At 65.0% G+C, this 25,081-nt stretch carries 28 protein-coding genes; 12 read left to right on the forward strand and 16 right to left on the reverse strand.

The features are described from left to right. The first annotated feature begins 127 nt into the window (after positions 1–127). The 4 genes from AB843_RS19825 (at position 128) to msrB (ending at position 2,758) form a co-directional block, all read left to right on the forward strand. Positions 128–667 (forward strand): sigma-70 family RNA polymerase sigma factor, encoded by a 540-nt coding sequence (locus AB843_RS19825; RefSeq protein ID WP_048648699.1) that lies wholly within the window; start codon positions 128–130, stop codon positions 665–667. After that, a complete protein-coding gene (locus AB843_RS19830) occupies positions 664–1,380 on the forward strand; it encodes an anti-sigma factor (RefSeq protein ID WP_082143918.1) in 717 nt (238 codons plus the stop codon). Before AB843_RS19825 ends, AB843_RS19830 begins: the two co-directional genes overlap by 4 nt. 127 nt (positions 1,381–1,507) lie before the next feature. After that, on the forward strand, positions 1,508–2,062 hold the full coding sequence (locus AB843_RS19835; RefSeq protein ID WP_048648638.1) for a fasciclin domain-containing protein: 555 nt from the start codon (positions 1,508–1,510) through the stop codon (positions 2,060–2,062). Positions 2,063–2,248: 186 nt separating this feature from the next. Continuing rightward, positions 2,249–2,758: a peptide-methionine (R)-S-oxide reductase MsrB gene (gene msrB, locus AB843_RS19840; protein WP_048648700.1), complete on the forward strand. Its 510-nt coding sequence runs from the start codon at positions 2,249–2,251 to the stop codon at positions 2,756–2,758. A 128-nt stretch (positions 2,759–2,886) separates the two neighbouring features. On the opposite strand, the gene yihA is transcribed toward msrB, so the two are convergent. From yihA to AB843_RS19860, 4 genes are all read right to left on the reverse strand, one after another. After that, a complete protein-coding gene (yihA, locus tag AB843_RS19845) occupies positions 2,887–3,570 on the reverse strand; it encodes a ribosome biogenesis GTP-binding protein YihA/YsxC (RefSeq protein WP_048648639.1) in 684 nt (227 codons plus the stop codon). A gap of 91 nt (positions 3,571–3,661) precedes the next feature. Then, positions 3,662–4,300: a CatB-related O-acetyltransferase gene (locus AB843_RS19850; RefSeq protein ID WP_048648640.1), complete on the reverse strand. Its 639-nt coding sequence runs from the start codon at positions 4,298–4,300 to the stop codon at positions 3,662–3,664. A gap of 199 nt (positions 4,301–4,499) precedes the next feature. After that, positions 4,500–4,943, reverse strand: a complete 444-nt coding sequence (locus AB843_RS19855; protein WP_048648641.1) for an anthrone oxygenase family protein — start codon at positions 4,941–4,943, stop codon at positions 4,500–4,502. Positions 4,944–4,977: 34 nt separating this feature from the next. Continuing rightward, positions 4,978–5,832 (reverse strand): Rossmann-fold NAD(P)-binding domain-containing protein, encoded by an 855-nt coding sequence (locus tag AB843_RS19860; protein WP_048648642.1) that lies wholly within the window; start codon positions 5,830–5,832, stop codon positions 4,978–4,980. Positions 5,833–5,935: 103 nt separating this feature from the next. Between AB843_RS19860 and AB843_RS19865 the strand changes: the two genes are divergently transcribed. Continuing rightward, positions 5,936–6,571, forward strand: coding sequence for a TetR/AcrR family transcriptional regulator (locus AB843_RS19865; RefSeq protein ID WP_048648643.1), 636 nt, complete (start codon positions 5,936–5,938; stop codon positions 6,569–6,571). A gap of 55 nt (positions 6,572–6,626) precedes the next feature. On the opposite strand, the gene yidC is transcribed toward AB843_RS19865, so the two are convergent. The 6 genes from yidC to AB843_RS19895 form a co-directional block, all read right to left on the reverse strand. After that, positions 6,627–8,429: a membrane protein insertase YidC gene (yidC, locus tag AB843_RS19870; protein ID WP_048648644.1), complete on the reverse strand. Its 1,803-nt coding sequence runs from the start codon at positions 8,427–8,429 to the stop codon at positions 6,627–6,629. Positions 8,430–8,437: 8 nt separating this feature from the next. Beyond that, on the reverse strand, positions 8,438–8,803 hold the full coding sequence (gene rnpA, locus AB843_RS19875) for a ribonuclease P protein component (protein WP_048648645.1): 366 nt from the start codon (positions 8,801–8,803) through the stop codon (positions 8,438–8,440). A 23-nt stretch (positions 8,804–8,826) separates the two neighbouring features. Next, positions 8,827–8,961, reverse strand: a complete 135-nt coding sequence (gene rpmH, locus AB843_RS19880; RefSeq protein ID WP_008593916.1) for a 50S ribosomal protein L34 — start codon at positions 8,959–8,961, stop codon at positions 8,827–8,829. A 262-nt stretch (positions 8,962–9,223) separates the two neighbouring features. Continuing rightward, on the reverse strand, positions 9,224–10,192 hold the full coding sequence (locus AB843_RS19885) for a DUF937 domain-containing protein (protein ID WP_048648646.1): 969 nt from the start codon (positions 10,190–10,192) through the stop codon (positions 9,224–9,226). A 100-nt stretch (positions 10,193–10,292) separates the two neighbouring features. After that, positions 10,293–11,666, reverse strand: a complete 1,374-nt coding sequence (locus tag AB843_RS19890) for a glutamate--cysteine ligase (RefSeq protein ID WP_048648701.1) — start codon at positions 11,664–11,666, stop codon at positions 10,293–10,295. A 103-nt stretch (positions 11,667–11,769) separates the two neighbouring features. Then, positions 11,770–12,507, reverse strand: coding sequence for a 16S rRNA (uracil(1498)-N(3))-methyltransferase (locus AB843_RS19895; protein ID WP_048648702.1), 738 nt, complete (start codon positions 12,505–12,507; stop codon positions 11,770–11,772). Between the two features lie 239 nt (positions 12,508–12,746). Between AB843_RS19895 and AB843_RS19900 the strand changes: the two genes are divergently transcribed. Then, positions 12,747–14,003: an Hsp70 family protein gene (locus AB843_RS19900; protein ID WP_048648647.1), complete on the forward strand. Its 1,257-nt coding sequence runs from the start codon at positions 12,747–12,749 to the stop codon at positions 14,001–14,003. A gap of 3 nt (positions 14,004–14,006) precedes the next feature. Here AB843_RS19900 and AB843_RS19905 read toward each other — a convergent pair whose 3' ends face one another. Next, positions 14,007–14,648, reverse strand: coding sequence for a hypothetical protein (locus AB843_RS19905; protein WP_048648703.1), 642 nt, complete (start codon positions 14,646–14,648; stop codon positions 14,007–14,009). A gap of 255 nt (positions 14,649–14,903) precedes the next feature. Between AB843_RS19905 and AB843_RS25930 the strand changes: the two genes are divergently transcribed. After that, positions 14,904–15,044, forward strand: a complete 141-nt coding sequence (locus AB843_RS25930; RefSeq protein ID WP_087587154.1) for a hypothetical protein — start codon at positions 14,904–14,906, stop codon at positions 15,042–15,044. Between the two features lie 8 nt (positions 15,045–15,052). Here AB843_RS25930 and AB843_RS19910 read toward each other — a convergent pair whose 3' ends face one another. From AB843_RS19910 to AB843_RS19930, 5 genes are all read right to left on the reverse strand, one after another. Continuing rightward, the gene (locus AB843_RS19910) at positions 15,053–15,793 is read right to left on the reverse strand and encodes a metallophosphoesterase family protein (protein ID WP_048648648.1); all 741 of its coding nucleotides are present in this window, start codon (positions 15,791–15,793) and stop codon (positions 15,053–15,055) included. A 3-nt stretch (positions 15,794–15,796) separates the two neighbouring features. Further along, positions 15,797–16,471, reverse strand: coding sequence for a LutC/YkgG family protein (locus tag AB843_RS19915; RefSeq protein ID WP_048648649.1), 675 nt, complete (start codon positions 16,469–16,471; stop codon positions 15,797–15,799). Positions 16,472–16,482: 11 nt separating this feature from the next. Continuing rightward, a complete protein-coding gene (locus tag AB843_RS19920; RefSeq protein ID WP_048648650.1) occupies positions 16,483–17,922 on the reverse strand; it encodes a LutB/LldF family L-lactate oxidation iron-sulfur protein in 1,440 nt (479 codons plus the stop codon). Next, positions 17,922–18,695 (reverse strand): (Fe-S)-binding protein, encoded by a 774-nt coding sequence (locus tag AB843_RS19925; RefSeq protein WP_048648651.1) that lies wholly within the window; start codon positions 18,693–18,695, stop codon positions 17,922–17,924. Before AB843_RS19925 ends, AB843_RS19920 begins: the two co-directional genes overlap by 1 nt. Positions 18,696–18,768: 73 nt before the next feature. After that, positions 18,769–19,557 carry a FadR/GntR family transcriptional regulator gene (locus AB843_RS19930; RefSeq protein ID WP_048648652.1) on the reverse strand — a complete coding sequence of 263 codons (789 nt, stop codon included), beginning with the start codon at positions 19,555–19,557 and terminating at the stop codon, positions 18,769–18,771. Between the two features lie 190 nt (positions 19,558–19,747). On the opposite strand from AB843_RS19930, the gene AB843_RS19935 reads away from it, so the two are divergent. The 5 genes from AB843_RS19935 (at position 19,748) to AB843_RS19955 (ending at position 25,004) form a co-directional block, all read left to right on the forward strand. Next, entirely contained in the window at positions 19,748–21,172 is a 1,425-nt protein-coding gene (locus AB843_RS19935) for a DUF3422 family protein (RefSeq protein WP_244468043.1), read from the forward strand. Positions 21,173–21,285: 113 nt separating this feature from the next. Continuing rightward, a complete protein-coding gene (locus AB843_RS19940; RefSeq protein WP_048648705.1) occupies positions 21,286–22,782 on the forward strand; it encodes an FAD-linked oxidase C-terminal domain-containing protein in 1,497 nt (498 codons plus the stop codon). A gap of 2 nt (positions 22,783–22,784) precedes the next feature. After that, the gene (locus AB843_RS19945) at positions 22,785–23,375 is read left to right on the forward strand and encodes an ASCH domain-containing protein (RefSeq protein ID WP_048648653.1); all 591 of its coding nucleotides are present in this window, start codon (positions 22,785–22,787) and stop codon (positions 23,373–23,375) included. Beyond that, complete coding sequence (locus tag AB843_RS19950; protein ID WP_048648654.1) at positions 23,372–24,580, forward strand: FAD-binding protein; 1,209 nt, start codon at positions 23,372–23,374, stop codon at positions 24,578–24,580. The genes AB843_RS19945 and AB843_RS19950 overlap by 4 nt, the downstream gene beginning before the upstream one ends. A 43-nt stretch (positions 24,581–24,623) precedes the next feature. After that, positions 24,624–25,004 (forward strand): DUF4870 family protein, encoded by a 381-nt coding sequence (locus tag AB843_RS19955; RefSeq protein ID WP_048648655.1) that lies wholly within the window; start codon positions 24,624–24,626, stop codon positions 25,002–25,004. Positions 25,005–25,081: the final 77 nt, after the last annotated feature.

A 25,081-nucleotide genomic window follows, 5' to 3' on the forward strand; every position in this document is an offset into this window, starting at 1 on the left:
TAGCCCGAGGCAAAAAATGCAGCCATCCGGTTGCCGGAGCATCGCGGCGCGCTATGTCTGCTGCGAAACCGAAACCCACGCCTCGACGGCGATCACCGCCTTCTTCCCAACCACGAGTGTCCACACCATGACGCCGGATGAGATAACAAGGCTGATCTTCCGCACCGCGCTCAAGGAGCGCGCGGCGTTCGATCTGCTTTACCGGCACACCAGCGCGAAACTCTTCGGCGTCTGCCTGCGTATCTTGCAGGACCGGACGGAGGCCGAAGAGGCGTTGCAGGAAGTCTACGTCAAGCTGTGGACCAAGGCGGATCGTTTCGCCGCTTCCGAGCTCAGCCCCATTTCCTGGCTCGTCGCGGTGGCGCGCAACCACGCCATCGACCGGCTGCGGGCGCGGAAAAAGCCTGCTAAAGAATTGGACGAGGCCTATGACGTCGCCGATCCGGCGCCCGATCCGGAGACGCTGGCCGTCGCGGGCGGCGAACGCCGGCGGATCGACGCGTGCCTGGACGAGTTGGACGCCGATCGTGCAATGGCGGTGCGCGGGGCTTATCTTAATGGCGACAGCTATGCCGATCTTGCGGCGCGTTTCAACGTGCCGCTCAACACAATGCGAACCTGGCTGCGCCGCAGCCTGCTCAGCCTCAGGGAATGCCTGGAACGATGACGACGGCGGAACACAACGGACCGGAAAGGCGCGACGACGACATGGTCGCCGCCGAGTATGTTCTCGGCGTGCTGCCGGCCGATGAGCGGGCCGCGGCCGCCCGGCGCATCGCGACGGAACCGGATTTCGCCCGTCTGGTCGATGCGTGGGAAGCCCAGTTCGCGCCGATGGCGGACGCGTTCGAGCCGGCCGAGCCGCCCGCGTCCGTGAAGCAGGCGCTCGACGCCCGCCTGTTTGCCGCGCCGGCCAAGCCGGCGGATCGTCCCGGCCTGTGGTCGAGCCTGGCCTTGTGGCGCGGTCTGACGGTGGCCGCTCTTCTGGCGTTGGCAGCCTATGTCGGGCTGACCTATACGAGCCTGCAGCAACCGGGCGACGCGCAGCGCTTCGTCGCGTCGCTGGCGCATGACGACACCGATGTGCGCTACCTCGTCATCTATGACGGAACCAGGCGAGACGTCGCGCTGTCGCATGTGGCCGGCGAGCGGCCCGCGGGGCGCGATTTCGAGCTGTGGGCCATCGAGGGCGATGCGCCGCCCGTTTCGCTGGGCGTCATCCCGGCAGGTTCCAGCGTTCACCTGGCGCTTGACGAAAACCTCGGCAAGGCGATCGACCGGGGCGCCGTGTTCGCCATCACCACCGAGCCGCTCGGCGGGTCGCCATCGGGCGCCCCGACAGGTCCCGTGGTGGCGGCCGGCGACCTCAGGGAGATCTGATCGCGACGGCGCAGCGGAATTTTTTCTGCGTTTTTCTGAAACTCCTTCGAACCCTGCCTCGTAACTCCTCGCGTTGCCAATCGGCCGGCCATCAAGGCGGCCTTGAAACGAACCCAGGAGTTTAAACATGCGCAAGATCACTCTCTCGCTTCTCGCCGGCTCGATCGCCCTGGCCTTCACCGGTTCGGCGCTGGCCGAAAACCCGATGGTCGGCGGCGCCGCCATGTATGCCGACAAGAACATCGTCGAAAACGCCGTCAATTCGAAGGACCACACGACGCTGGTCGCCGCCGTCAAGGCAGCGGGCCTGGTCGAGACACTGTCGGGCGAAGGCCCGTTCACGGTCTTCGCGCCGGTCAACGCCGCCTTCGAGAAGCTGCCGGCCGGCACGGTCGAGACGCTGCTCAAGCCCGAGAACAAGGACACGCTGACCAAAGTGCTGACCTGCCACGTCGTGGCGGTGGACGCGATGTCGGACGCCATCGGCAAGATGATCTCCGATGATGGCGGCAATCACCCGGTCAAGACCGTCGGCGGCTGCATGCTGCAGGCCAAGATGGACGGCGAGAAGATCACGCTGACCGACGAGAACGGCAATGTGGCGACCGTCACCATCGCCGATGTCGACCAGTCGAACGGCGTCATCCACGTGATCGACACGGTGCTACTGCCGAAATCCTGATCGGCTCCAGCCGGGTTTTGGGGCCTTGGGGGCCTCGGGGGTGGCGCGCTTCGCCGTCCCCGAGCTCGGCTCCCGGCCGCCTCACGGCTCATTGACTTGGCGGTGATGGCCAGCATGGCCTAGTTTGGGCGCTGCCAGACAATGCAATAGGCAAACAGCGCGCCTCGACAGGCAAGGAGCAAGATGATGAACCGCCGCAATTTTCTCTACGGTACCGCCGGCGCTTTCGCAGCACTGACAGGCGGCGCCTTTCTCGCTGGCAACCGGCCGGGCGGCAGGGCCATGGCCGAGACGTTCGAGATCACCAAGACCGAAGACGAATGGCGCGCGATCCTGAGCAGGCAGCAATTTGCCGTTTTGCGCGAGGAAGCGACCGAACGTGCCTTCACCAGCCCGCTCAACGAGGAAAAGCGCGCCGGCCTGTTCCATTGCGCCGGCTGCGACCTGCCCGTCTATTCTTCAGATGCGAAGTTCGATTCCGGCACCGGCTGGCCAAGCTTTTGGCAATCGCTTTCCAATGCCGTCGGCACGAAGGAAGACAACACCCTCTTCATGACTCGCACCGAGTGCCATTGCCGCCGTTGCGGCGGGCATCTGGGCCATATTTTCGACGACGGCCCGAAGCCGACCGGCAAGCGCCACTGCATCAACGGCGTGGCGATGACCTTCAAGCCGGGCGCCACGCAGGCGAGTTGATCAGCACTCGACCAGTTCAGCGTTTCACAGAATCGCTGAACCGGTCTATCTCCTTGTTTTTCCGCATTTATGCGGACGTCAGGTGATTCCACCCGACTGCAAAAATGCTATCGTCCCGCAAGGAGCGATCAGGCGCGGCCGTCATTGACCGCCAGGGCAATGGCGTCCCGCAATTCCTCCAGTCCCTCGCCCTTTTCCGACGAGGTGGCGACGATCTGCGGAAAAGCGGCAGCGCGCTTCTTCAGCTTCGTTTCCGTTTCGCCCATGAGGCGCAGGACAGCCGGCGGCTTGATCTTGTCGGCCTTGGTCAGCACCACCTGATAGGAGACGGCGGCCTTGTCGAGCAGGTCCATCACCTCATCGTCGTTCTTCTTGATGCCGTGGCGTGAATCGATCAGCAGAAAGACGCGCTTCAGCGTGACGCGGCCGCGCAGATAGTCGAAGACCAGCCTGGTCCATGCGTCCACCTGCTCCTTCGGCGCCTGGGCGAAGCCGTAGCCCGGCATGTCGATCAGCGCCATCGGCGGCAGATCGCCGGCCTCGCCGGAATAACCCTCGGGCACGAAGAAATTCAGCTCCTGCGTGCGCCCCGGCGTGTTGGAGGTGCGCGCCAGGCCGCGCCGCGAGAGCAGCGCATTGATGAGCGACGACTTGCCGACGTTCGAGCGGCCGGCAAATGCCACTTCCGCCGGCCCCTCCGGCGGCAGGAACTTCATCGACGGCGCGCCGCGAATGAAGGTCCACGGCCGGGTGAAAACCGTCTGGTCCAGCTTCGTGCCGCCGGAAGCAGCACCTTGTCCTGATGTGGTCACGCCAATGTCTCCAGTCTCATCCTGAACGGCATCAAGACTGCCGAGGCATTTGTCAACAGGCGAGGCCTGTTCACGGCACCCGCCAGCACGCCTACCTGGCAGTTGCCAGCGCCGAAAGGTCGCCGCCGCGAATGGCCGCCAGGTTGCGGGTGATCTTTTCCGCCGGCCAGTACCACCAGGCGATATCGAGGAGTGCGGCCACGGTCTTTTCGTCGAAACGCAGGCGGATCACCCGCGCCGGATTGCCGGCGACGATGGCGAAAGGCGGAACATCGCCGGCGACGACCGCATGCGCGCCGATCACCGCGCCATCGCCGACCGTCACGCCGGGCATGATGCGCGCCTCGCGGCCGATCCACACATCGTTGCCGACCACCGTGTCGCCGCGGCTCGCCGCCACATAGGCCGACGCGTCGAAATCCTTCTCCCAGCCATTGCCGAAGATGTTGAACGGATAGGTGGAGAAGCCCGTCATCAGGTGGTTCGCACCGTTCATGATGAACGTCACGCCATGGGCGATGGCGACGAAATTCTTGATGATCAGCCGATCGCCATAAAATTCGAAGTGATAGAGGACGTTGTCGTCCTCGAACCGCTCTGCGCCGTCCGGGTCGTCATAATAGGAATAATCACCGATCTCGATGGTCGGGCGCGTGATGAAGTTCTTGAGAAACACCGTGCGGGGAAACCCCGCCATCGGATAGGGCGTCGAGGGATTGGGTCCATGCATGAGGGACCTCCATGATCGTCGAACAAGGGTGCGTGACACGGCCGCGTCCGACGGGTCGGAAGGCTGGGGCGGACCTCATCCCCGGCGGCGTGCTGAATGCGCGGTCCCTCTATCGGGTCATGAATGCTGTCTCCTGATCGGGAGCGCCTTTATAAACGAAAATCCGCCGGGAACAAGGCGTGCCGGCGGATCCCGGGTTTCAGGCGCGCTGGACGAGCGCCAACGCGAAGCTCGCCAATGCCGCCAGCGAGGCGAGCGTGCGGACATGGTTCCACATCACCCAGCGCGACAGGTAGTCGCGCCACAGATCCGCGCCCTGGATGCTCGCCGGATCGACCTTGGCCAAGGCCTCGTTCATCGGCACGTTGAAAACAACCGTCACCAGGAAGGTGCCGACGACATAGAGGATGCCGCCGGCAAGCAGGTAGACACTTCCCGGTGCGCTCAAGTTTAGCAGCGCCAGGACACCGAGCACGATGCCGAGCAGCGCCGTGCCGAAGAAGGCGGCGAAGAAGAACGGGTTCAGCACCGTCACGTTGATCGCCTGCATCACCGTATTGGAGAAGGTGAAGAAGAACCCGGCCATCAACCCCGCGCTGAGCGTGGCAAGCAGGGTCAGGACAAGCAGAAGGCGGTCCGACATGGCATTGTCTCCTTTTCGCAAGTGAGCTGGATTCTCAGGAACCGGCAGCCGCTTCCGGCACATACCACACACCCGTCGCCGCCGTCGCAGCGGCGTAGGCGGAAAAATCACGCGGCGGCCGGCCGAGCGCACGCTGGACGCCGTCCGCCAGGCTTTCGTTGCGCCCGTCGAGCACCTGGGTGAAGAGCTCCAGGAGCAGGTCGATGAAGGGCTGCGGCACGTCCTGCGCGTGCAGGCCGGCGATGAAGTCGTCCACCGGAATGCGCACGAAGCGGATGTCGCGACCGGTGGCCTTGCCGATCTCCGCGACCACCTCCGGGAACGTCATCAGACGCGGACCGGTCAGCTCATAAAGCTCGCCCACATGCCCCTTCTCGGTGAAGGCGGCGAAGGCGATATCGGCGATGTCGTCGGCATCGACGAAGGGCTCGCGCACGTCGCCCACCGGCAGCGCGACTTCCCCCGCGAGAACCGCATCAAGCAGGAAGGCTTCGCTGAAATTCTGGAAGAACCAGTCGGCGCGCAGCACGGTCCATTCCGCACCGGTCGCCATCAGCAGCCGTTCGGCCTTCTCGGCGCCCTCCTCGCCGCGCCCAGACAGGAGAACCAGACGCTTCACGCCCTTGTCGACCGCCCGCCTGGCGAAGGCTTCGACGGTCTCGGCAGCGCCTGGCAGGGAGAGGTCGGGGAAGTAGCTGAGATAGGCGGCGCTTATGCCGTCCAGCGCGCCGTCCCAGGTGGCGGGATCCTCCCAATCGAAGGGAATGTCGGCGCGGCGCGAGCCGATGCGCACGGGAATACCGGCGGCCGTCAGCCGCTCGGCAAGGCGCCGGCCGGTCTTGCCGGTTCCGCCCGTGATGAGGATGGGTTTTTGCGCGGTGACGGTCATTTCTCGTTCCCTTCGATTAAATGTGAGTAAGTCTCATATTTGCAAAAGTGATAAATCCTCATATTATGTCTGTCAAGCAGCAAAACGGATTCGGAGCGCGACGATGGAAAACGCCGACATGCAACGGGCAGTGGAAACGGTGCAGGCGGCGCGGCGCAATCCGAGCCAGAAGCGCAGCCGCGAACGGGTCGAGCGGATACTCTCGGTCGCCTCCGGCATCATCGAGGCAAGCGGCAGCGACCAGATGAAGATGAGCGAGGTGGCGGCGCGCGCCGGCATCTCCATCGGCTCGCTATACCAGTATTTTCCCGACAAGGCGGCGATCATCCGCACGCTGGCCGAGCATTACAACGCGCTCGGGCGCGACTGCATCGGCGCGGCGCTGGAAGGCGTTTCGACCCCGGCCGAGCTCGAGCGCGCTTTCAGCGAACTGGTCGATACCTATTACGGCATGTTCCTCGCCGAGCCGGTGATGCGCGACATCTGGTCGGGCACCCAGGCCGACAAGGCGCTGTGCGACCTGGACCTTGCCGATGCGCGGGCCAATGGCGACACGCTGGCCGCGGCCATGATGCGTGTCGCACCCGGACGCGAGGCAGACAAGGTCGGGTCGGCAGCCTTGCTGATCATGCATCTGGGGGAGGCGACGATGCGGCTGGCCATCCAGGTGGGGGAAGAAAAAGGGCGCGCGCTGGTGGATGACTACAAGCGCATCGTCCTGCGCGAGATGCTCGACTGAGAAGCCGCGAAACAAAAAAGGCCCGCGATGCGGGCCTTTTCGGGAATGGTCCCGGCTATTCAGCCGGTTTCGGTTTCCTCTTGAACAAGCTGATCAGATTGTCCCACAGCTCGATCTTGGCGCCCTGGCGCTTCATGATCACGCCCTGCTGGAGGATCGACAGGAAGTTGTTCCATGCCCAGTAGATCACCAGACCCGCCGGGAAGGTCGCCAGCATGAAGGTGAAGACCACCGGCATCCAGGTGAAGATCATCGCCTGGGTCGGGTCGGGCGGCGTCGGGTTCATGCGCATCTGCAGGAACATGGTGACGCCCATGATCAACGGCCAGACGCCGATCATCAGGAAGGCCGGCACGGCGAAGGGCAGAAGGCCGAAGAGGTTGAAGATCGAGGTCGGATCGGGTGCCGCCAGATCCTGGATCCAGCCGAAGAACGGCGCGTGCCGCATCTCGATCGTCACATAAAGCACCTTGTACAGGGCGAAGAAGACCGGGATCTGCAAAAGCACCGGCCAGCAGCCGGCGATCGGATTGATCTTCTCCTTCTTGTACAGCTCCATCATTGCCTGCTGCTGCTTCATCTTGTCGTCCGCGTATTTCTCGCGGATCTCCAGCATGGCGGGCTGCACCATCTTCATGTTCGCCATCGATTTGTACGATTTGTTGGCAAGCGGGAAGAAGATCAGCTTGACGACAACCGTCGTGGCGAGGATCGCCAGGCCGAAATTGCCGAGCAGCTTGTACAGCCAGTCGATCAGATGGAACATCGGCTTGGTGATGAAGTAGAACCAGCCCCAGTCGATCAGCAGCTCGAATTTACGCACGCCGCGTTCGGTCTCATAGGCGTCGACGATGCCGACTTCCTTGGCTCCGGCGAAGATCATCGTCTCCGTGCTGGCGGTCGCGCCGTCGGCCACGGTGATCTCGTCGGTCAGGTAGTCGGCCTGATACCGCGGAGTGTTGTCACCGGAATAGGAGTAGCGCGGCTGGAATTCCCAGCCGGTCTGCGGCACCAGCGCGACGGCCCAGTATTTATCGGTGATGCCGAGCCAACCATCAGAGGATTTCCCCGGAGTGACGCGCTTGGCTTCCTCGACGTCGGAATAGTCGATCTCCTGCAGCCCCTCCTCGCCCGTGACGCCGATCAGGCCTTCATGCAGGATGTAGATGCCGGAGGTGTCCGGCGTGCCGATGCGGGTGGTGCGGCCGTAATTGCGCAGGGCGACCGGCGCGCCCGAGGCATTCTGCACCGTATCGGAGAAGGTGAACATGTAGTTCTCGTCCACGGACACCCGGCGCGTGAATGTCAGCCCCTTCTCGTTGGTGTAGGTCAGCGTAACCGGGCTCGCAGGGGTAAGGGCCGCGCCCTCGGCCAACGTCCACACCGTGTCGGGGCCAGGCATCGCGCCGTTGGCCGCGTCGCTGACATAGCCGGTCTCGGCGTAGTAGCCGTCCGGTTGGCCCGAAGGGTTGAGCAGCCGGATATTGGGCGAATCCTTTCTCACCGTGACCCGGTAATCCTTGAGCAGCAGGTCGTCGAGGCGCGCGCCCATCAGATTGATGGTGCCGGAGAGGCGTGGCGTTTCGATCTTCACGCGCTCGGCGGCGGCCAATGTCGTTGCTCGGTCCGGCGGGGTCTGGGCGGCGCTGCCGCTGCCGGCCTGAGGCGTTGGAATGCCAATGCTCTCACCATCGGAAGTGCCGGAGCCCGGCGCCGTCTTCTCGGCGGCCTGCTCGGCTTCGATCCGCGCTGCCTCGCGCTGCGTCTCGATGCGCGGGTTCATGTAGAAAACCTGCCATACGGTCAGGATCAGCACAGACAGCGCGATCGTGATGAGAAAATTCCGGTTGTTGTCCATCAAGGTCCTTAGCCCCTTTCACGCCCTCGACCGGCTTCACCGATGCGGCGGGAAAGCTCGTCTTGCAGAGAGGCGAATGGCGCATCGAGTATCGAGCGCCGCGCCACAATCACATAGTCCTTGCCGGCCGCCATGTCATGGGCTGCGTGGGTACGGCAAGCTTCTTTCAACCGCCGGCGAATGCGGTTTCGCACAACCGCGTTGCCAACCTTCTTGGTGACCGTAATGCCGAGCCGCGGCGCGCCTTGGTCGCCGCGATCCAGCACTTCAAGCAGAAAAAGCCGTCCACGCCGTTTTTCACCACGGCGGACAGCCAGAAAATCGGCACGCTTCTTAAGGCGCGCCGGGGGGTGTGCGACTGGCCGGTCCACCATATTTCCGGCCTTGCCTGCAAGGCTTAGGCGGACAGCCGCTTGCGGCCACGATTGCGGCGGGCCGCGATGACGCGGCGGCCGCCCGTGGTGGCCATGCGGGCGCGAAAGCCGTGCCGGCGCTTGCGGACGATCTTCGAGGGCTGATAAGTGCGCTTCATTTATTTTAATACCGCGGAGTGCGGCCCTTCTTCATACTGCTGCATTTGCACAGGAGCTTTGCTTTTCGGGTCCGGCCGGAGGCACAACTGCGCGCCGCCGGGCACAACACCCAAGCGTGGCCGGGCTTATAGGGAGAGGGGCGCGAAAAGTCAATCAAACCGCGCGGCATCGCGCGGATTGTCGCGCGGATTGTCGCGCCCTGCGCCGGCCGTTGAAAACCGGAAGCGGTTTTCAACAAGCAGGACGCCGGTTTCGGTGATCTCAGCGGCGGCGTTCGAGGCCCTGGCGGAACTGCTCGAAGATGTTCTCCACGCCGCGCTCGTAATCGTCGCGCGACTTGCGGCCGGTCTCGAACATCTGGCCGAACAGATCATCGTACGGGTTGCGCTGACGGCCGCTCGGAGTGGCCTGCGGCTCCTGGCGAGGCTCCGGCGCGCGGCGCGGCTGGGCCTGAGGCTGGGATCGAGGCTGCGGTTCGGCGCGGCCGGCGCCTTGCGCATTGCGCAGGAACTCGTCGAAGATCTGGCCAAGCGGGTTGTCGGTTTGCCCGCCGGGCGCCTGGCGCCGCTGCGTCGTGCCGCCCGCGCCACCGCCGAACATACCCTCGAGAATCTGGCCGAGCGGATTATCGGACGGGCTTGTTCCTGTTGGCCTGCGGCCTGTCGGCGCACGGCCTTGCGGCATGCCCTGCCCGCCGGATTGATTGCCCATCTGGCGCATCATCTGCTCCATCAGCTCACCCAGCATGCCGCCGCCGGCGGCCTGGGCTTGTTGCTGAGGGGCCTGTTGCTGCGGGGCTGCCTGCATCTGCCCGGTCGACTGTTTGAACAGGCCGCCCATGATCATCGAGGCCAGCACGGGAAGCATCTGCTTCAACACGTCCTGGCCGATGCCCGTTGCCTGGGCGGCATGGCTGGCGACGGCGCGGCTGACCTCCTTCGAACCGAACAGGTGGCCAAGAATGCCATTGCCTTCAGCCATGCCCTCCGGCGTGAAGGCTTTCGCGGCGTTCTCGAAGTAATCGGCATGCTGGCCCGAGGCCAGGGCGCCGAGAAAATTGCCCGTGCCATAGGGATCCGACGCGTTGCGCTTCAATCCCTGGCTGAACGCCGGCAGCAGCGCTTCCATCGCGTCCTGCGCCTGTTTTTGCGAAAGGCCGAACTGCCTGGCCAATTGCTCGACGCCCTGGCCATGCCCGGCATTGTTGAGCATTTCGAACAAGGGAAGCATGGATTTCTCCTCTCAAGGACACGGCATCACGACCGGCGCTCGGCGCCGTTGCGTGACGATAGAACATTTTGCCGGTGAGTGAAATCGGGATCGCCCGGCCTCAGTAAGCCTGTTCGATGAAGACCGGCTCGATCGAACCACCCCAGCGCGTGTTGAAGGCGTTGGCGAGTTCCTCGGCGCTGGTCGTGCCACGCGCGACGACCTCGTCAAGCGGGCTGAGAAAGCTCGCCTCGTCATAGCCTTCGGCGTTGACGCGACCGCGGTTCTTCAAGCCGAGGCGCGAGATGACCAGCACTTCACGCGCCGTATCGCGCAGCCGGTGATTGCGAAATTGCGTCGACAGGCCTTCGCGCGGCACCGCGTCGCGCATTGCCTGAACCTCATCGAACGACCAATCGGCGGTCAATTCCTCCGCCGCGTCGAGCGCTTCGTCGTCATACAACAACCCGACCCAGAAGGCCGGCAGCGCGCAGATGCGCCGCCACGGACCGCCATCGGCGCCGCGCATTTCCAGAAAGCGTTTCAGGCGGACGTCGGGGAACAGCGTCGAAAGATGGTTCGACCAGTCGCCGATGGTCGGCCAGCCATCGCTGATCTCGTTCTTCAGCGCGCCGGCCATGAACTGGCGGAAGGTGACATGGGTGCAATCGTGATAACGCCCATCGCGGATGACGAAATACATCGGCACATCGAGCGCCCATTCCACATAATCGGCAATGCCGAAGCGCGGTGAGAAGACGAACGGCAGCAGGCCTGAGCGCTGGTTGTCGGTGTCGCGCCAGATTTCGCCGCGCCAGGACTGGAAGCCGTTCAGGCGTCCCTCGGTAAAGGGCGAGTTGGCGAACAGCGCCGTCGATAAGGGCTGCAGGCGTTGCGCCACCTGCATCTTGCGGCGCATGTCGGCCTCGGAGGAAAAGTCGAGGTTCACCTGGATCGTGCAGGTCCGATACATCATGTCGAGGCCCTGGCTGCCGACCTTCGGCATGTAATTCGTCATGATCTGGTAGCGGGATTTCGGCATTTTCGGCGTTTCGGCCAGCGTCCATTTCGGGCTGCCGCCGAGCCCGACGAAGCGGATGCCGAGCGGCTCGGCGATCTCGCGCAATTGCGCCAGATGCGCGTTGCCCTCCCGGCAGGTCTGGTGCAGCGTCTCGAGCGGCGCCCCCGACAGTTCGAACTGGCCGCCCGGCTCAAGCGAAATGGCGCCCTGCCCCGTCGGTTCGACCAGGCCGATGATGTTGCCCGCGTCCTCGATCGGATCCCAGCCGAGCGTCCGCTGCATCCCCTCGAGAAGCGCGCGGATACCGCGCTCCCCCTCGTAGGGCACCGGGCGATTGCCATCGACGTAGAAGGGGAATTTCTCGTGCTCGGTGCCGATGCGCCATTTTTCCCTGGGCTTGCAGCCCATGGCGATGTCGGCAACAAGGTCGTCGACCCGCTCGATCGGCCGATTGTCGGTGGTGTCACGGGCCATGGGCATGCCTCCTGCCATTCTCTGATCGCGACAGATGGACCATGCTGACAATGCGGTTCAAGCAAAAAGTGCTGATGGTGCGACAACTTCTCTTGATGCTGCGTTAGCTCCAATCGCCAATCGCGGCCTGAATGATCGCAAGGGCGGCAACCGCCGCGGTGTCGGCGCGCAGGATGCGGGGGCCGAGCGGAATGGCGGTGACGAAGGGCCGCGCCCGCAACTGCGCTCTTTCGGCATCGGAAAACCCGCCTTCCGGGCCGACCAGAAGGCCAAGCCGCCGCTCCTTTACGCCTGAAAGCGCCTGCATCGGATTGTTGGTCGCCGCATCCTCGTCGCAGAAAATCAACCGGCGCTCCGGCTCCCACTCGGCCAACAGCCTGTCCAGCTTGACTGGCTCGCGCAGTTCGGGAATCGCCAGGATGCCGCATTGCTCGGCCGCTTCCATGACATTCGCCGCGAGACGCTGCATCGGCGGCCGGGCCAGTTGCGTGTGCTGGGTGATGACCGGCTGCAGGCGGCCGGCGCCCATCTCCACCGCCTTCTGCACCAGATAGTCGAGCCGGCCCTTCTTCAGCGGCGCAAAACAATAGACGAGGTCGGGCAATGGCGTTTGCGGGCGCGCCTGTCGCGTCAGACGCAGGCGCACGGCCTTGCGGCCAGCCTCGGCCAGCTCGGCAAGCCATTCGCCGTCGCGGCCATTGAACAGCAGCACCTCGGCCCCTTCCCCCATGCGCAGGACATGGGTCAGGTAATGGGCCTGTTCGCGGCTGGTCTCCACCATCGCGTCGGCGACGAGCGGAGCATCGATGAAAAGCCGCTGCAATTTGTAATTCGCGCGCATGGCGATCTGATGGTGGATCAGCGGGACCGCGTCAAGTGGATGCCTGCGCGCCACATTTCCTTTGGCCGGACGTCCAATTCGCGAAAAACTGCCCCTTGTGCCTTGCCCCCTCCGCTCCACCCGCTTATACGCACCGGCTCGTTTCAATCATCTGGCCGGATGCATCGGGTTCCCGACACGGGAGCGGCGCCTCGTTTGCGCGCAACGCATGGCTGGAGTTCTGCCGATCGGATGAACCCATGAGCGATGTGTTTTGCGGAATTGACTTCGGGACCTCCAATTCCACGGTCGGCGTCAGCGATTCCCGGCATGCCCGCCTGCTGCCGCTCGAGGGCGAGCGCGTCACGCTGCCGAGCGCGCTGTTCTTCAGCTTCGCCAATGACGGCGTGCAGTTCGGACGCTCGGCGATCGATGCCTATGTGGAGGGCGAGGAAGGCCGACTGATGCGCTCCTTGAAGAGCATTCTCGGTTCCTCCCTGATGCACGAGAAGACGCGTATCCGCGCCCGTTTCATGACGTTTGCCGACATTCTCGGCGAATTCATCGGCCATTTGCGCCAGCAATTGGAGGCCCAGGCCGGCAATGCCGTCGACCGTGCGGTCTTCGGCCGGCCGGTCCGTTTCGTCGACGAGAACGACACGGCCGACATGGCGGCCCAGGCGATGCTGGAGCAGATCGCACGCGACCAGGGCTTTCGCCATGTCGACTTCCAGTTCGAGCCGATCGCCGCGGCACTCGACTACGAGCAAAGCACGACCCATGAGGAACTGGTGCTGATCGCCGACATCGGCGGCGGCACCTCGGATTTCTCGATCGTCCGGGTGTCGCCCGAGCGCGCCCGCAAGACCGACCGCCAGGACGACATCCTGGCCAATGGCGGCGTGCATATCGGCGGCACGGATTTCGACCGCCTGTTGAGCATCGCCCATGTCATGCCGCATCTGGGCCTCGGCTCCTCGACCGCCGACGGCAAGCGGCTGTTGCCGAAGCGGCATTTCAACGATCTGGCGACCTGGCATCGCATCAACGCGCTCTATACGCGCGAGGTGATGACCGAGTTGCGGCAGATCCGCTACGAAGCGGCGCGGCGCGACCTGGTGGACCGGCTGATCCAGATCGTCGAGGAGCGGCGCGGCCATTCGCTGGCGCTGGCCGTCGAACGGACCAAGATCGAGCTGACCAGCGCGGCGGAAGCGGACATCCTGCTGGCCCGCTTCATCGGCGGGGCGAACATCACCGTGACGCGCGATGCCTTCAACGACGTGGTTCAGCAGGCGTTGCAGCGCGTCACGCAGGCGGTTTCCGACCTGTTTTTATCAGCAGGCGTCGGTGCGGAGGCGATCGACACGATCTTCTTCACCGGCGGGTCAAGCGCGATACCGGCGCTTCAGAAGGACATCGCAGCACTGCTGCCCAATGCCCGGACCGTCGATGGCGACCGGCTGGGCAGCGTCGGCACCGGGCTGGCGCTCGACGCACGGCGGAAATTCGCCTGACGATCACACCGCAGTGGCATGCCAGGCCGGCCGGTAGCCGGCGCGCAGCACGGCGAGCGTGGTCCGCGGCGTCAGCAGCGCCAAAGAATCCGGCAGATCGGCGACCGGCCGCGCCGCGCCATAGCCCTCGAAACGCCATGGCAACGCCTGGCCGTGGCGAAGGGCGAAGGCCGCCCGGCCATCGGCGATCATCGCGCCATCGGGCAGATGCGCGATGGCGCGGCGGCCGATCGCCTCGACCCTACCGGTCGAGGCCAATCGCTCGCCATGCAGGCGGCCGTCCAGATCGGCGACCTTCGGGGAGGCCAGGGCCGCCGCCTCGCGGAAGCGGTCCATGAAATCGCGCGCAGCGGAACGGCGGCAGAAGAAGCACGGCCGGTGACCGGCGGCCAGCGCCGTCACCTCGTCGAGAAAGAACAATTCCGTCCAGCCGGCGGCGCCCGAGGGCGCGTTGCGGCCCATCACCGCGCGACGGCGTCCCCGGAATTCGCAGGCGCAGACGAGCCAGGCCTTCGTCGTCCAGCAGCGGTTGAGAAGCGTCCTGGTGTCGGGATCATGGATGACGCCGCGATTGCCGGTGAACATACCGCGCGCCGAAACGGCCTGCACCTGGCCGAAGGGATCGACCCTGTTCTGCAGCGGCATCACCATCTCCCTTGCTCGGCCGGTTCATCGTTTCATGGAAACGCTGTCCCGTTCGTTGTTTTTCCGCGTTTATGCGGACGTCAGGTGATTCCACCTGACTGCAAAACGCTCTAATCATCATTTCTGCAACAGTCACAAAGAATAAGGATATTCGCGGATAACCTGTTTCAATCCTATGCTGCATGTGCTTATAGCGCTGCGGGCGCCGGTGGGGACCGGTGCGGTGCATTCAAATTCTCAGGGGATCGGTGCCGGATGACCGTTGCACGCGCAGCTTTCTTGTTCTTTGTCATGGTGTCTGCGTTCACGCTTGTGGGAGCCCGGCTCCTGTCGGCAGGCGCGGCGGGTGACCATCATCCGGTCGATGGCTACGGCATCAGCGCTGCGGCGCGGTGATCCATCCCTCAGGCTGAGACCTCGATCAGGCGTTTCTCCACTCCATCCATTCTCAGCGCGGTCAACCGACCGGTGTTCCATGCACCCGTGTCGAGGTTGACGCGGTTGGGCAGAATTTCGGGTGCTGTCACCGGCGTGTGGCCATGCACCACCAGTTTCGGATGCAGGCCGTCGAACGCGTGGAAGGCCCGGCGGATCCAGACCAGATCGTCCGGCGCCTGCTCGTCGAGCGGGATGCCCGGTCTGATGCCGGCATGGCAGAAGAAGAAATCACCGAAGCTGGCCGAGAAGGGCAGCGTGGCGAGAAATGCCTTGTGATGCTGCGGCACGGCACGCACCAGCTTCGCATGCCCGGGCATCATCGCCGAGCGCGAGGTGAAATCGATCTCGACACCGTAGGACAATGCGGTCTCGAACCCGCCATTGCAGGCGAAAAGGCCATATGGATCCGGGTTTGATAGAAAATCCAGAAACCCGACATCATGATTGCCAGCCAGGGCGACGATCCGTGGATCGCGCTCGCGCAGATTGACCAGGTGTTCGATCACGCCGCGTGCGTTGGCGCCGCGATCGACATAGTCGCCAAGATAGACAATGCGCCAATCGGCCGGCCGGTCATGGAGGATTTCCTCCATCAGCCGCGCATGGAGGGCCGCCAGAAGATCGTGGCGGCCGTGAATGTCGCCGACCGCATACAGCCGCATTCCATCGGGCGTGGAAGCCTCGTCATAGGAGACCCCGGCGCGCATCGCTCAACCGTCGACGACGATCAGGTGCAGGGCGCGCGGCCCGTGCGCGCCAAGCAGCATGGTCTGTTCGATGTCGCCCGAGCGCGACGGACCGGTGACGAGGTTGAGCACACGCGGCATCTCGCCCCTTCCGTATTTGCGCCGCAGCCGGGAAATCACGCTTTCCAGATCGCCGGCAATGTCTTTCGCATCGACGATGATGATGTGGTTTTCCGGGACGAAATTGACCGTGGTCGGATTGTCCTTGCCCGACACCAGCGCCACGGTGCCCGTTTCGGCGACACCGGCAAAGGCGTGGCTGACGCCCACTTCATCCTGCGGCGCGGCCGGGCCGTGGCCGATCTCGAGCGATTTCTGGGCGGACCAGTTCATCGCCTTCAGCCGGCGATCCGCGCCCATGCGGACGCGCGGCGCCAGGTTGCGCGCGCGCAGGTAATGCGTCACGGCCCTGGGCACGTCGTCGGCCTTGCGCACACGCGCGACCGTCGCGGTGACGGCTTCGGCCATCTGGCAGAACAAGGCGATGCGCGCCTCGCCTTCCAACTGGCCGCGCGCCGGGATCAGTCCGCGCGGTGGCCTGGCAAGGCGTTTTTCGACGGCCTCCTGGCGGGCGGCATCGGCAGAACCGCCGCCGGCAGCGACCCTCAGCTTGCCCAGAATGGCCTCGCGCCCACTCATGTCGCGCCCACTCATGCCACGCCCCCTTCCTGCTTGCGCGTGTCGCGGTCGCGCCATTGCTGCATGAAAGTGCGCGCCTCCGGCGCGGGCAGGTCGTGATGCCGTGTCCAGCCGCCGGCCAGCGGCAGCGAGCGAAACCAGCCGGTGCGACGACCGAGACCAGACAATGCCGGGATCGTCAGCGACGTGGCCAAACGGTAGAGCCTGGGCCGCCGGGCGAAGAAGGCCCACAGGCCGAGGCCGAAGCGCTGCGTCGCCGGGTTCAGCCCGCGCTCGAACTCGCGCTCGCGCCAATGACGCATCATGCGCGGCAGCGGTATCTGCATCGGGCAGACGGATTCGCAGCGTCCGCAAAAGGTCGAGGCGTTCGGCAGATGTCCTGACTTTTCGACGCCGACGAGCGACGGCGTCAACACCGCCCCCATCGGCCCGGGGTAGACCCAGCCATAGGCGTGGCCGCCAACCGCGTGATAAACCGGGCAATGGTTCATGCAGGCACCGCAACGGATGCAGCGCAGCATCTCGTGAAACTCGGTGCCAAGCATCGATGAGCGCCCATTGTCGAGCAGCACCACATGATATTCCTCGGGCCCGTCCGGGTCGCCGGGCCGGCGCGGCCCGGTGGACAGCGTCGTGTAGACGCTCGTGTCCTGGCCGGTCGCCGAGCGCGCCAGCACGCGCAGGATCTGGCTGGCGTCCTCCAGCGTCGGCACCACCTTTTCAATCGAGGCGACGACGATGTGGACGCGCGGTAGGGTCTGCGTCAGGTCGCCATTGCCCTCATTGGTGACGATGATCGAGGTGCCGGTCTCGGCAACCAGGAAATTGGCGCCGGTGATGCCGACATCCGCCGCGAAATATTGCGGCCGCAGGATCTCGCGCGCCTCGCCAAGCAGGGATTCGGGCTGCGACAGGTCACGGCCTGCCGGCAATTTGTCGTGAACGCGGCGGAAATCCTCCTCCACCTGTTCCTTGTTCAGGTGCAACGCCGGGCCGATGATGTGGCTCGGATGCTCGCCGCGCAGCTGGATGATGTATTCGCCGAGATCCGTCTCGACCGGGCGGATGTCGTTCTTCTCGAGGAAATCGTTGAGGGCGATTTCCTCCGTGATCATCGACTTGCCCTTGGTCACGGTGCGCGCGCCGACCGCGCGGCAGATGTCGAGCACCGCCTGACAGGCATCCTCGGCGGTTTCCGCCCAGTGGACGCGGCCGCCGGAGGCGATCACCTTGCGCTCATAGGCTTCCAGGTAAAGATCGAGATGGGCCAGCGTGTGGTCCTTGATGGCGCGCGCCGAAGACCGGAGGGCCTCGAATTCCGGCAGCGCATCGACCGCCTTCCTGCGCTTGCCGATGAAACCGGCCTTCGCCTTGCCCATGGCGCGTTGCAACTGCTCGTCGGCAAGCGCCTTGCGCGACTTCTGTTTGAACTGCGGAGATGAAACCTCCATCAGCGCCCTCCCCCGCCAATGGCCGGCGTGTCGTCCATGCCAGCCAGGATTTCGGCCACATGACGCACCTTGATGGCGCTGCCCTGGCGATGCAGCTTGCCGGCCATGTTCATCAGGCAGCCGAGATCGCCGGCAAGCAGCGTCTCGGCGCCCGCCGCCGCGATGCAGGCCGTCTTTTCCTCGACGATCTTGTTGGAGATATCGGGATATTTCACGCAGAAGGTGCCGCCGAAACCGCAGCAGACATCTGCGTTCTCCATCTCCTTCAGGTCCAGCCCCTCGACCGTGGCGAGCAGCCGGCGCGGCTGCGCCTGGATGTTCAGTTCGCGCAGGCCCGAGCATGAATCGTGATAGGTGACGCTGCCCCGGTGGGCTGCCGGCACCGCCGTCACCCCGAGCACGTCGACCAGGAAGCCGACCAGTTCGTGCACCTTGCCGGAAAAGGCTTCCGCGCGGCTTTCCCAGGCGCCGCCCCTGAGCAGGGCCGGGTAATGCTTTTTCAGCATGCCGGCGCACGAGCCCGAGGGCGCAACCACATAATCGTAATCCTCGAAGGCCTCGATCACCTGTCGGGCGATCGCCGCTGCATCCGCGCGATCACCGGAATTGTAGGCCGGCTGGCCGCAGCAGGTCTGCGCCATCGGCACCTCGACCGCGCAGCCTGCCTCCTCCATCAGCTTGACGGCGGCGAAGCCGACCGTTGGCCGGAACAGATCCACCAGGCAGGTGACGAAGAGGCCGACGCGGGGTGCTTTCCTGGTATCTTCTTTCAACAAATCATCTTTCGCTGGCTGGTGTGGTGCAGCGCCGCCCGGCGCTTCCTCGTGGCTGATTTCAGGGCTGAATTCAGGGCTGGGCCGCCTCGGCGCCGCCGCGCTGGTTGAGCCGGAGGCGCGACACGCGCTGCCAGTCGCCCGAACGCTCGGCCTGGAAGGTGGCTTTCTCGACGAAATCGATATGGGCGACCGCCGCCGCGCGCGCCGCGACGGGATCGCCGGCGACAATCGCCTGGTGGATCGCCCGGTGCTGCGCCAACAGTGTGTCGCGCGCGTCGGGCATGGCATAGATGCGCGTGCGGTTCAGGAATACCCCGTCCGACAAGAGCCGGTAACAGGCGCGCAGCGTGTGCAGCAGGACGATGTTGTGGGCGCATTCGACGATCGCGTTGTGGAACTCGATGTCGCTGGCTGCCTCGGCCTCGAAATCCTTCGACGCATGGGCTGCGTCCATCCGGCCCATGATCGCCTCGAGCAGCACCAGATCCTCGGGCGTGGCGCGACGCGCCGCGTAGTCGGCGGCGATCGCCTCGATCTCGCGGCGGTATTCCAGATAATCGGCGGTCGCCTTGCGGTGCGCGGCGATCAGCGCGCTGACCGGCGGCGAGAACACCTGGCCGATGACGTCGGCGACGTGAGTGCCGCCGCCATGGCGCGTCAGGATCAGGCCGCGCTCCTCCAGCGCCTTCAGCGCATCGCGCAGGATGGGGCGCGATACGTCGAGCTGGCGCGCCAGGTCACGCTCGCCCGGCAGCCGATCACCGTCGCGCAAAACACCCTCGAGGATCAATGTTTCGATCTGCCGAACAACGCCGTCGGCGGTGCGCGCATGCTCTATCCTGGAAAAAACTGTTTTCACCGGCCGTTGCCGTTTCGATCGCTGTTCAAACGCATGATATTGCCGGCAGGATAGCGTCACGAGGCACAACTGGTCAATTTCTTTGTCCAATTACAGGCGGCACGCCCCGCGCATCCGGATGCATTGCGCTGCCGGACGAGACGATAGCATAGTTGCATCGGGACGATCCCGATGCAGACGGCAAGGCGTCATGAGCCAGGAAATCATCGCAAAGAGCACGGCAGGGCAGGACGGCAAGGCGGGCGGCACTGCGCCCGACACTCCGGATCACGACAGGCTGGAGCGGGATGCGAGCGGAAACCCGCTTCACACTTTTGCTCATTCCGCTCTGGTCACCGGCAGCGTCCTGGGCTTTCCCGCCCATGAGGGGCGCGCCGGGGCGCTCGGCGAGGTGCATGCGCGCCCGCACGCGCTGCTCGAGGCGCCGCGTCTCATCATTCAATTGTCCTTCATGACCGAGGGCGGCTCTGCCGTCGACCAGGCGGTGCTGGCCGACCTGTCGCGGCGGCTCGGCATTGCCGCGCCGCAGGGACACGCCCGGCACCACGCGATGCGCTGGGGCAAGGGCACGCTGCGCTGGGAGCGCCATACGGAGTTCTCCAGCTACCAATGGGATTGCCCGATCTCGCCACGCAATGGCCGGCCGCTGGAAGAATCACCCTTCGGCAACGGGTTCAGCCCGCCGGGAACGGCCATCTCCGGCACCCGCGTGGAGATCCGCAAATGGTCGGAGGCGAGCGGGAGACTGATTGCCGGTTTCGACCCGGCAAGCCTCGGCTATTCCATCGTCGAGGGCGGCCGCGCCGCCGTCGCCACGGATTTCCGCCAGGACGGCGACGGGCTGACCCGCATCCTGATCCTGGAGAAGGGCTTGTCGCCGGCGCGCATCGGCGCGCTTTCACAGCGCCTGATCGACATCGAGACCTATCGCACGCTGGCCATGCTCGGCCTGCCGCTGGCGCAGTCCTTGTCTCCGCGCCTCAGGCGCATGGAAGACCAGCTGGCGGTGCTGACGGCGCGGATGCGCCGGCGCGACCGGCATGACAGCCAGGCGCTGCTGTCGGAACTCACCGAACTCGCCGCCGAACTTGAAGCCGATGCCGCGGCCAGTCTCTACCGTTTCGGTGCCAGCCGCGCCTATCACGGCATTGTCGAGGAACGGCTCGAAACGCTGAATGAGGCCGCCGTGGCCGGCTATGAGACCTGGGCCGCCTTCCTGCAGCGGCGCGTGGCGCCCGCCATGCGCACCTGCCGGTCGGTCGAGGAGCGGCAGGCGAACCTGTCGCGCAAGCTGACGCGCGCCGCCAATCTGCTGCGCAGCTGGGTCGACGTGGAAGTCGAGCGGCAGAACCGCGATCTTCTGGCCTCGATGAACCGGCGCGCCAAGCTGCAACTGCGCCTGCAGCAGACCGTCGAGGGCCTGTCGGTCGCCGCCATCTCCTACTATGTGGTGGGCCTTGTCGGCTATGTCGCCAAGGGCGCGAGCCACACCCTGCCCGGCATCTCCGCCGAGACGATCACCGCCGCCGCCGTGCCCCTCGCCGTGCTTGCCATCTGGCTCCTGGTCCGCCGCATCAGGCGCGGCCATGCGCGTGAGGATGCCGGCGCCGAGTGAGGTCGCCTGTGCCTCTCCCATCCGAGGCGGATTGACGCAGGCACGGTTTCCGAGCAGCATTTGCAGGACTGCAAATGCACTGGTAAAGATATTGAACCAGTGGAGGAATGCGCATGTCCGGCCCCGCAATGCCGAAAGCCAATGCTGCAACCTTGCAGAAGCGCGCCGATATCGTCGCCGACATGCGCATCATCGTGCCCGGCGAGGGCGTGGTCGATGCGGAACACGCGATGCGCGCCTTCGAGAGCGACGGTCTGACCGCCTACCGCCAATTGCCGCTGGTGGTGGTGTTGCCGGAGACCACGGTGCAGGTGGCGCGCATCCTCAAATATTGCCAGGAGCGCGGTATCCGCGTCGTGCCGCGTGGCTCCGGCACCTCGCTTTCGGGCGGCGCGCTGCCGCTGGAAGACGCGGTGCTGGTCGTCATGAGCCGCTTCAACCGCGTTCTCGACATCGATTACGCCAACCGCACGGTGGTCGCCCAACCAGGCGTGACCAATCTCGGCATCACCCATGCCGTCGAGCAGCGAGGCTTCTACTATGCGCCTGACCCCTCGTCGCAGATCGCCTGCTCCATCGGCGGCAATGTGGCGGAGAATTCCGGCGGTGTGCACTGCCTGAAATACGGGCTGACGGCCAACAACGTGCTGGGCGTCGAGATGGTGCTGATGAATGGCGATGTGGTGCGGCTGGGCGGCAAGCACCTGGACGCCGAGGGCTATGATCTGCTCGGGCTGATGACCGGCTCGGAGGGCCTGCTCGGCATCGTCACCGAGGTGACGGTGCGCATCCTGCAGAAACCGGAAACGGCGCGGGCGCTGCTGATCGGCTTTCCCTCCAGCGAGGAGGCAGGCCAGTGCGTGGCGGAAATCATCGGCGCCGGCATCATCCCCGGCGGCATGGAGATGATGGACGGGCCGGCGATCCGCGCCGCGGAGGATTTCGTCCATGCCGGCTACCCGCTCGACGTCGAGGCGCTGCTGATCGTCGAGTTGGACGGACCGCAGGCGGAGGTCGACCATCTGATCGACCGGGTCGAGGCCATCGCCAGGACAAACGGGGCGACGACCAGCCGCGCCTCCACATCGGACGAGGAGCGCGCCGTCTTCTGGGCCGGCCGCAAGGCGGCGTTCCCGGCTGTAGGACGCATCTCGCCCGATTATTACTGTATGGACGGCACGATCCCGCGCAAGGAGTTGCCGCGCGTGCTGGCCGGCATGCGGACGCTGTCGGAGAAATACGGGCTGCGCGTCGCCAATGTGTTCCACGCCGGCGACGGCAATCTGCACCCGCTGATCCTCTATGACGCCAACAAGCCGGGCGAACTGGACAATGCGGAGGCCTTCGGCGCCGACATATTGCGCCTCTGCGTCGAGGTCGGCGGCGTGCTGACCGGCGAGCATGGTGTCGGCGTCGAGAAGCGCGACCTGATGCCGGTGATGTTCACGCAGGACGATCTCAACCAGCAGATCCGGGTGAAATGCGCCTTCGATCCGGGCCATCTGCTCAACCCCGGCAAGGTGTTTCCGCAACTGCATCGCTGCGCGGAATTGGGCCGCGTGCACATCCATCGCGGCCAGGTGCCTTTTCCCGAGCTGGAGCGGTTCTGATCGTGCTGTTCAAGCAGGCTATCCTCGAAGGGATTGCGCGCGGCGAGGTCAGGCTCGCGTTCCGCCGCTGGAAACGGCCGAGCGTCGTTGCCGGCACGCCTCTGCGCACGGCGCTCGGCACAGTCAGGATCGGCAATGTCGCGCCGATTGCCGAAACCGAACTCAACGAGACCGCGGCCCAAAGCGCTGGCTACGCCTCGCTGGCGGCGCTGCGGCAGGACCTGCGAAGCGACGGCGAGCGGACCTTGTATCGTATCGAGATCGACGGAATCGAAGCAGACCGGCGGGTCGCGCTGCGCGAAAATACGACAATCGACACGGCTGACTTCACCGCCCTGACGGACCGATTTCAACGCTGGGACGCGGCCTGCGGGCGCGACGCCTATCATCGCCGCATTCTCGAAGCGATCGCCCGCGAACCGGCGGCAAGGGCCGCCGACCTCGCCGCCCTGCTCGGCGTCGAGAAACTGAAATTCAAGCGCGACGTGCGCAAGCTGAAGGAACTCGGCCTGACGGAAAGCCTCGATGTCGGCTACCGGCTGTCGCCGCGCGGAGAGAGGGTGCTGCGGATGATCGAGGGCGAACCAACGTGACGACTTTCACCCCTTCCACCGCCGTCGAAGTGCTCGAAACCATCCGCTGGGCCGTCGCCGAAGAGGCACCTCTGGAAATCCTCGGCCACGGCTCCAAGCGCGGCATCGGCCAGCCGGTGCGGACCGAGCATGCGCTGGACCTGTCGAAACTCACCGGCATCACGCTCTATGAGCCTGAGGAGCTGGTGCTGTCGGCGCGCGCCGGCACGCCGCTTGCCGAAATCGAGGCGGAGCTTGTTAAAAACCATCAGGAGTTCGCTTTCGAACCGATGGATTACGGTCCGCTGCTCGGCGGCGAAGCCGGGCGCGGCACCCTTGGCGGGCTGTTGTCGGCCAATCTCGCCGGCCCGCGCCGCATCAAGGCTGGGGCGGCGCGCGACCATGTGCTGGGCATCCATGCGGTGTCCGGTCGCGGCGAGACCTTCAAGTCCGGCGGGCGTGTGGTGAAGAACGTGACGGGCTACGATCTGTCCAAGGGGCTGGCCGGCTCGTGGGGCACACTCGCCGTCACCACCGACGTGACGTTCAAGGTGCTGCCGACGGCCGAAACCGAGACGAGCTTCATCCTCACCGGTCTGGACGACGCGCAGGCAAGTGCCGCGATGGCCGAGGCGATGGGCTCCAGCGCCGAAGTTTCGGGCGCCGCGCACCTGCCGGAAGGCGTTGCCGGCCGCTTCGTCGACGGCGGTCTGTCCGGAGGAGCGAGAACCGTGCTGCGCGTCGAGGGTTTCGGCCCGTCCGTCGCCTACCGCATCGACCTCCTGGCCCGCCTGCTGAAGCCTTTCGGCGTGAGCGAGACGCTGGACGAGGCCATGTCTCGCCGCCTGTGGCGCGACATCCGCGATTGCCGGCCTTTCGCCGATGGCTCGGCAGCGCCCGTCTGGCGGGTGTCGATGACGCCATCGGAAGGCCACCGCCTGATCGACTCCTTCCGCCGCGCGGCGGGCGCGAACGCCTTCTATGACTGGCAGGGCGGCCTGATCTGGCTGCGCATGGAAGCCGACCCCGAAGCCGAAATCCTGCGCAAGCTGATCGCCCATTTCGGCGGCGGGCACGCGACGCTGGTGCGCGCGCCGCTTGCCTTGCGCGCTGCGACGCCCGTCTTCCAGCCGCAAGCCCCGGCACTCGCCGCCCTTTCCGCCCGCCTCAAGGAACAGTTCGATCCGAAGGGTTTGCTCAATCCCGGCCGCATGGCATTCGCATGACGCTGTGTTAGATTGCCGCGAGCAAAACGAGGAGGCCAACCACATGAGTGAAATGGAACCGCAACCCAGCGAAAGCCGCAAGACCGACGGCTGGCTCGATCCCGGCCCGACCAACATCCAGGTCATCTATATCCTTTACCTGGTCGGTTTCGTCATCGGCATTTCGGCGCTGGTCGGCATCGTCATCGCCTACATGAACCGCGGCAAGGCCGGCGGCTGGATCGAAACCCATTACACCTGGGCGATCCGCACCTTCTGGATTGCTTTGCTGGCCGCCTTCGTCTCGGTGCTGTTGATGTTCGTCGGCATCGGCTTCCTGCTGATCATCGCCGTCGCCATCTGGGTGGTCGTGCGCTGCGTCGTCGGCCTGCAGCTGGTGGGCCGCAAGGAGCCGATCAAGAACCCCGAAAGCTGGCTGATCTAGACCGGTTCAGCGTTTCATGGAAACGCTGAACCGGTCTATCTTCTTGTTTTTCCGCATTTATGCGGACGTCAGGTAGT

The organism is Nitratireductor soli, from assembly GCF_001050155.1.
GTDB lineage: Bacteria > Pseudomonadota > Alphaproteobacteria > Rhizobiales > Rhizobiaceae > Nitratireductor > Nitratireductor soli.

What these genes read in the sequence shown, in the direction of transcription:
- AB843_RS19955 (WP_048648655.1), top strand. Translation starts at nt 24,624, where the DNA reads ATGAGTGAAATGGAACCGCAACCCAGCGAAAGCCGCAAGACCGACGGC.
- rnpA (WP_048648645.1), bottom strand. Translation starts at nt 8,803, where the DNA reads ATGGTGGACCGGCCAGTCGCACACCCCCCGGCGCGCCTTAAGAAGCGT.
- AB843_RS19940 (WP_048648705.1), top strand. Translation starts at nt 21,286, where the DNA reads ATGTCCGGCCCCGCAATGCCGAAAGCCAATGCTGCAACCTTGCAGAAG.
- AB843_RS19855 (WP_048648641.1), bottom strand. Translation starts at nt 4,943, where the DNA reads ATGTCGGACCGCCTTCTGCTTGTCCTGACCCTGCTTGCCACGCTCAGC.
- AB843_RS19830 (WP_082143918.1), top strand. Translation starts at nt 664, where the DNA reads ATGACGACGGCGGAACACAACGGACCGGAAAGGCGCGACGACGACATG.
- AB843_RS19860 (WP_048648642.1), bottom strand. Translation starts at nt 5,832, where the DNA reads ATGACCGTCACCGCGCAAAAACCCATCCTCATCACGGGCGGAACCGGC.
- AB843_RS19905 (WP_048648703.1), bottom strand. Translation starts at nt 14,648, where the DNA reads ATGCCGCTGCAGAACAGGGTCGATCCCTTCGGCCAGGTGCAGGCCGTT.
- AB843_RS19915 (WP_048648649.1), bottom strand. Translation starts at nt 16,471, where the DNA reads ATGAGTGGGCGCGAGGCCATTCTGGGCAAGCTGAGGGTCGCTGCCGGC.
- AB843_RS19865 (WP_048648643.1), top strand. Translation starts at nt 5,936, where the DNA reads ATGGAAAACGCCGACATGCAACGGGCAGTGGAAACGGTGCAGGCGGCG.
- AB843_RS25930 (WP_087587154.1), top strand. Translation starts at nt 14,904, where the DNA reads ATGACCGTTGCACGCGCAGCTTTCTTGTTCTTTGTCATGGTGTCTGCG.
- AB843_RS19895 (WP_048648702.1), bottom strand. Translation starts at nt 12,507, where the DNA reads ATGCGCGCGAATTACAAATTGCAGCGGCTTTTCATCGATGCTCCGCTC.
- AB843_RS19890 (WP_048648701.1), bottom strand. Translation starts at nt 11,666, where the DNA reads ATGGCCCGTGACACCACCGACAATCGGCCGATCGAGCGGGTCGACGAC.
- msrB (WP_048648700.1), top strand. Translation starts at nt 2,249, where the DNA reads ATGAACCGCCGCAATTTTCTCTACGGTACCGCCGGCGCTTTCGCAGCA.
- AB843_RS19910 (WP_048648648.1), bottom strand. Translation starts at nt 15,793, where the DNA reads ATGCGCGCCGGGGTCTCCTATGACGAGGCTTCCACGCCCGATGGAATG.
- AB843_RS19835 (WP_048648638.1), top strand. Translation starts at nt 1,508, where the DNA reads ATGCGCAAGATCACTCTCTCGCTTCTCGCCGGCTCGATCGCCCTGGCC.
- AB843_RS19850 (WP_048648640.1), bottom strand. Translation starts at nt 4,300, where the DNA reads ATGCATGGACCCAATCCCTCGACGCCCTATCCGATGGCGGGGTTTCCC.
- AB843_RS19920 (WP_048648650.1), bottom strand. Translation starts at nt 17,922, where the DNA reads ATGGAGGTTTCATCTCCGCAGTTCAAACAGAAGTCGCGCAAGGCGCTT.
- AB843_RS19825 (WP_048648699.1), top strand. Translation starts at nt 128, where the DNA reads ATGACGCCGGATGAGATAACAAGGCTGATCTTCCGCACCGCGCTCAAG.
- AB843_RS19935 (WP_244468043.1), top strand. Translation starts at nt 19,748, where the DNA reads ATGAGCCAGGAAATCATCGCAAAGAGCACGGCAGGGCAGGACGGCAAG.
- rpmH (WP_008593916.1), bottom strand. Translation starts at nt 8,961, where the DNA reads ATGAAGCGCACTTATCAGCCCTCGAAGATCGTCCGCAAGCGCCGGCAC.
- yidC (WP_048648644.1), bottom strand. Translation starts at nt 8,429, where the DNA reads ATGGACAACAACCGGAATTTTCTCATCACGATCGCGCTGTCTGTGCTG.
- AB843_RS19900 (WP_048648647.1), top strand. Translation starts at nt 12,747, where the DNA reads ATGAGCGATGTGTTTTGCGGAATTGACTTCGGGACCTCCAATTCCACG.
- AB843_RS19885 (WP_048648646.1), bottom strand. Translation starts at nt 10,192, where the DNA reads ATGCTTCCCTTGTTCGAAATGCTCAACAATGCCGGGCATGGCCAGGGC.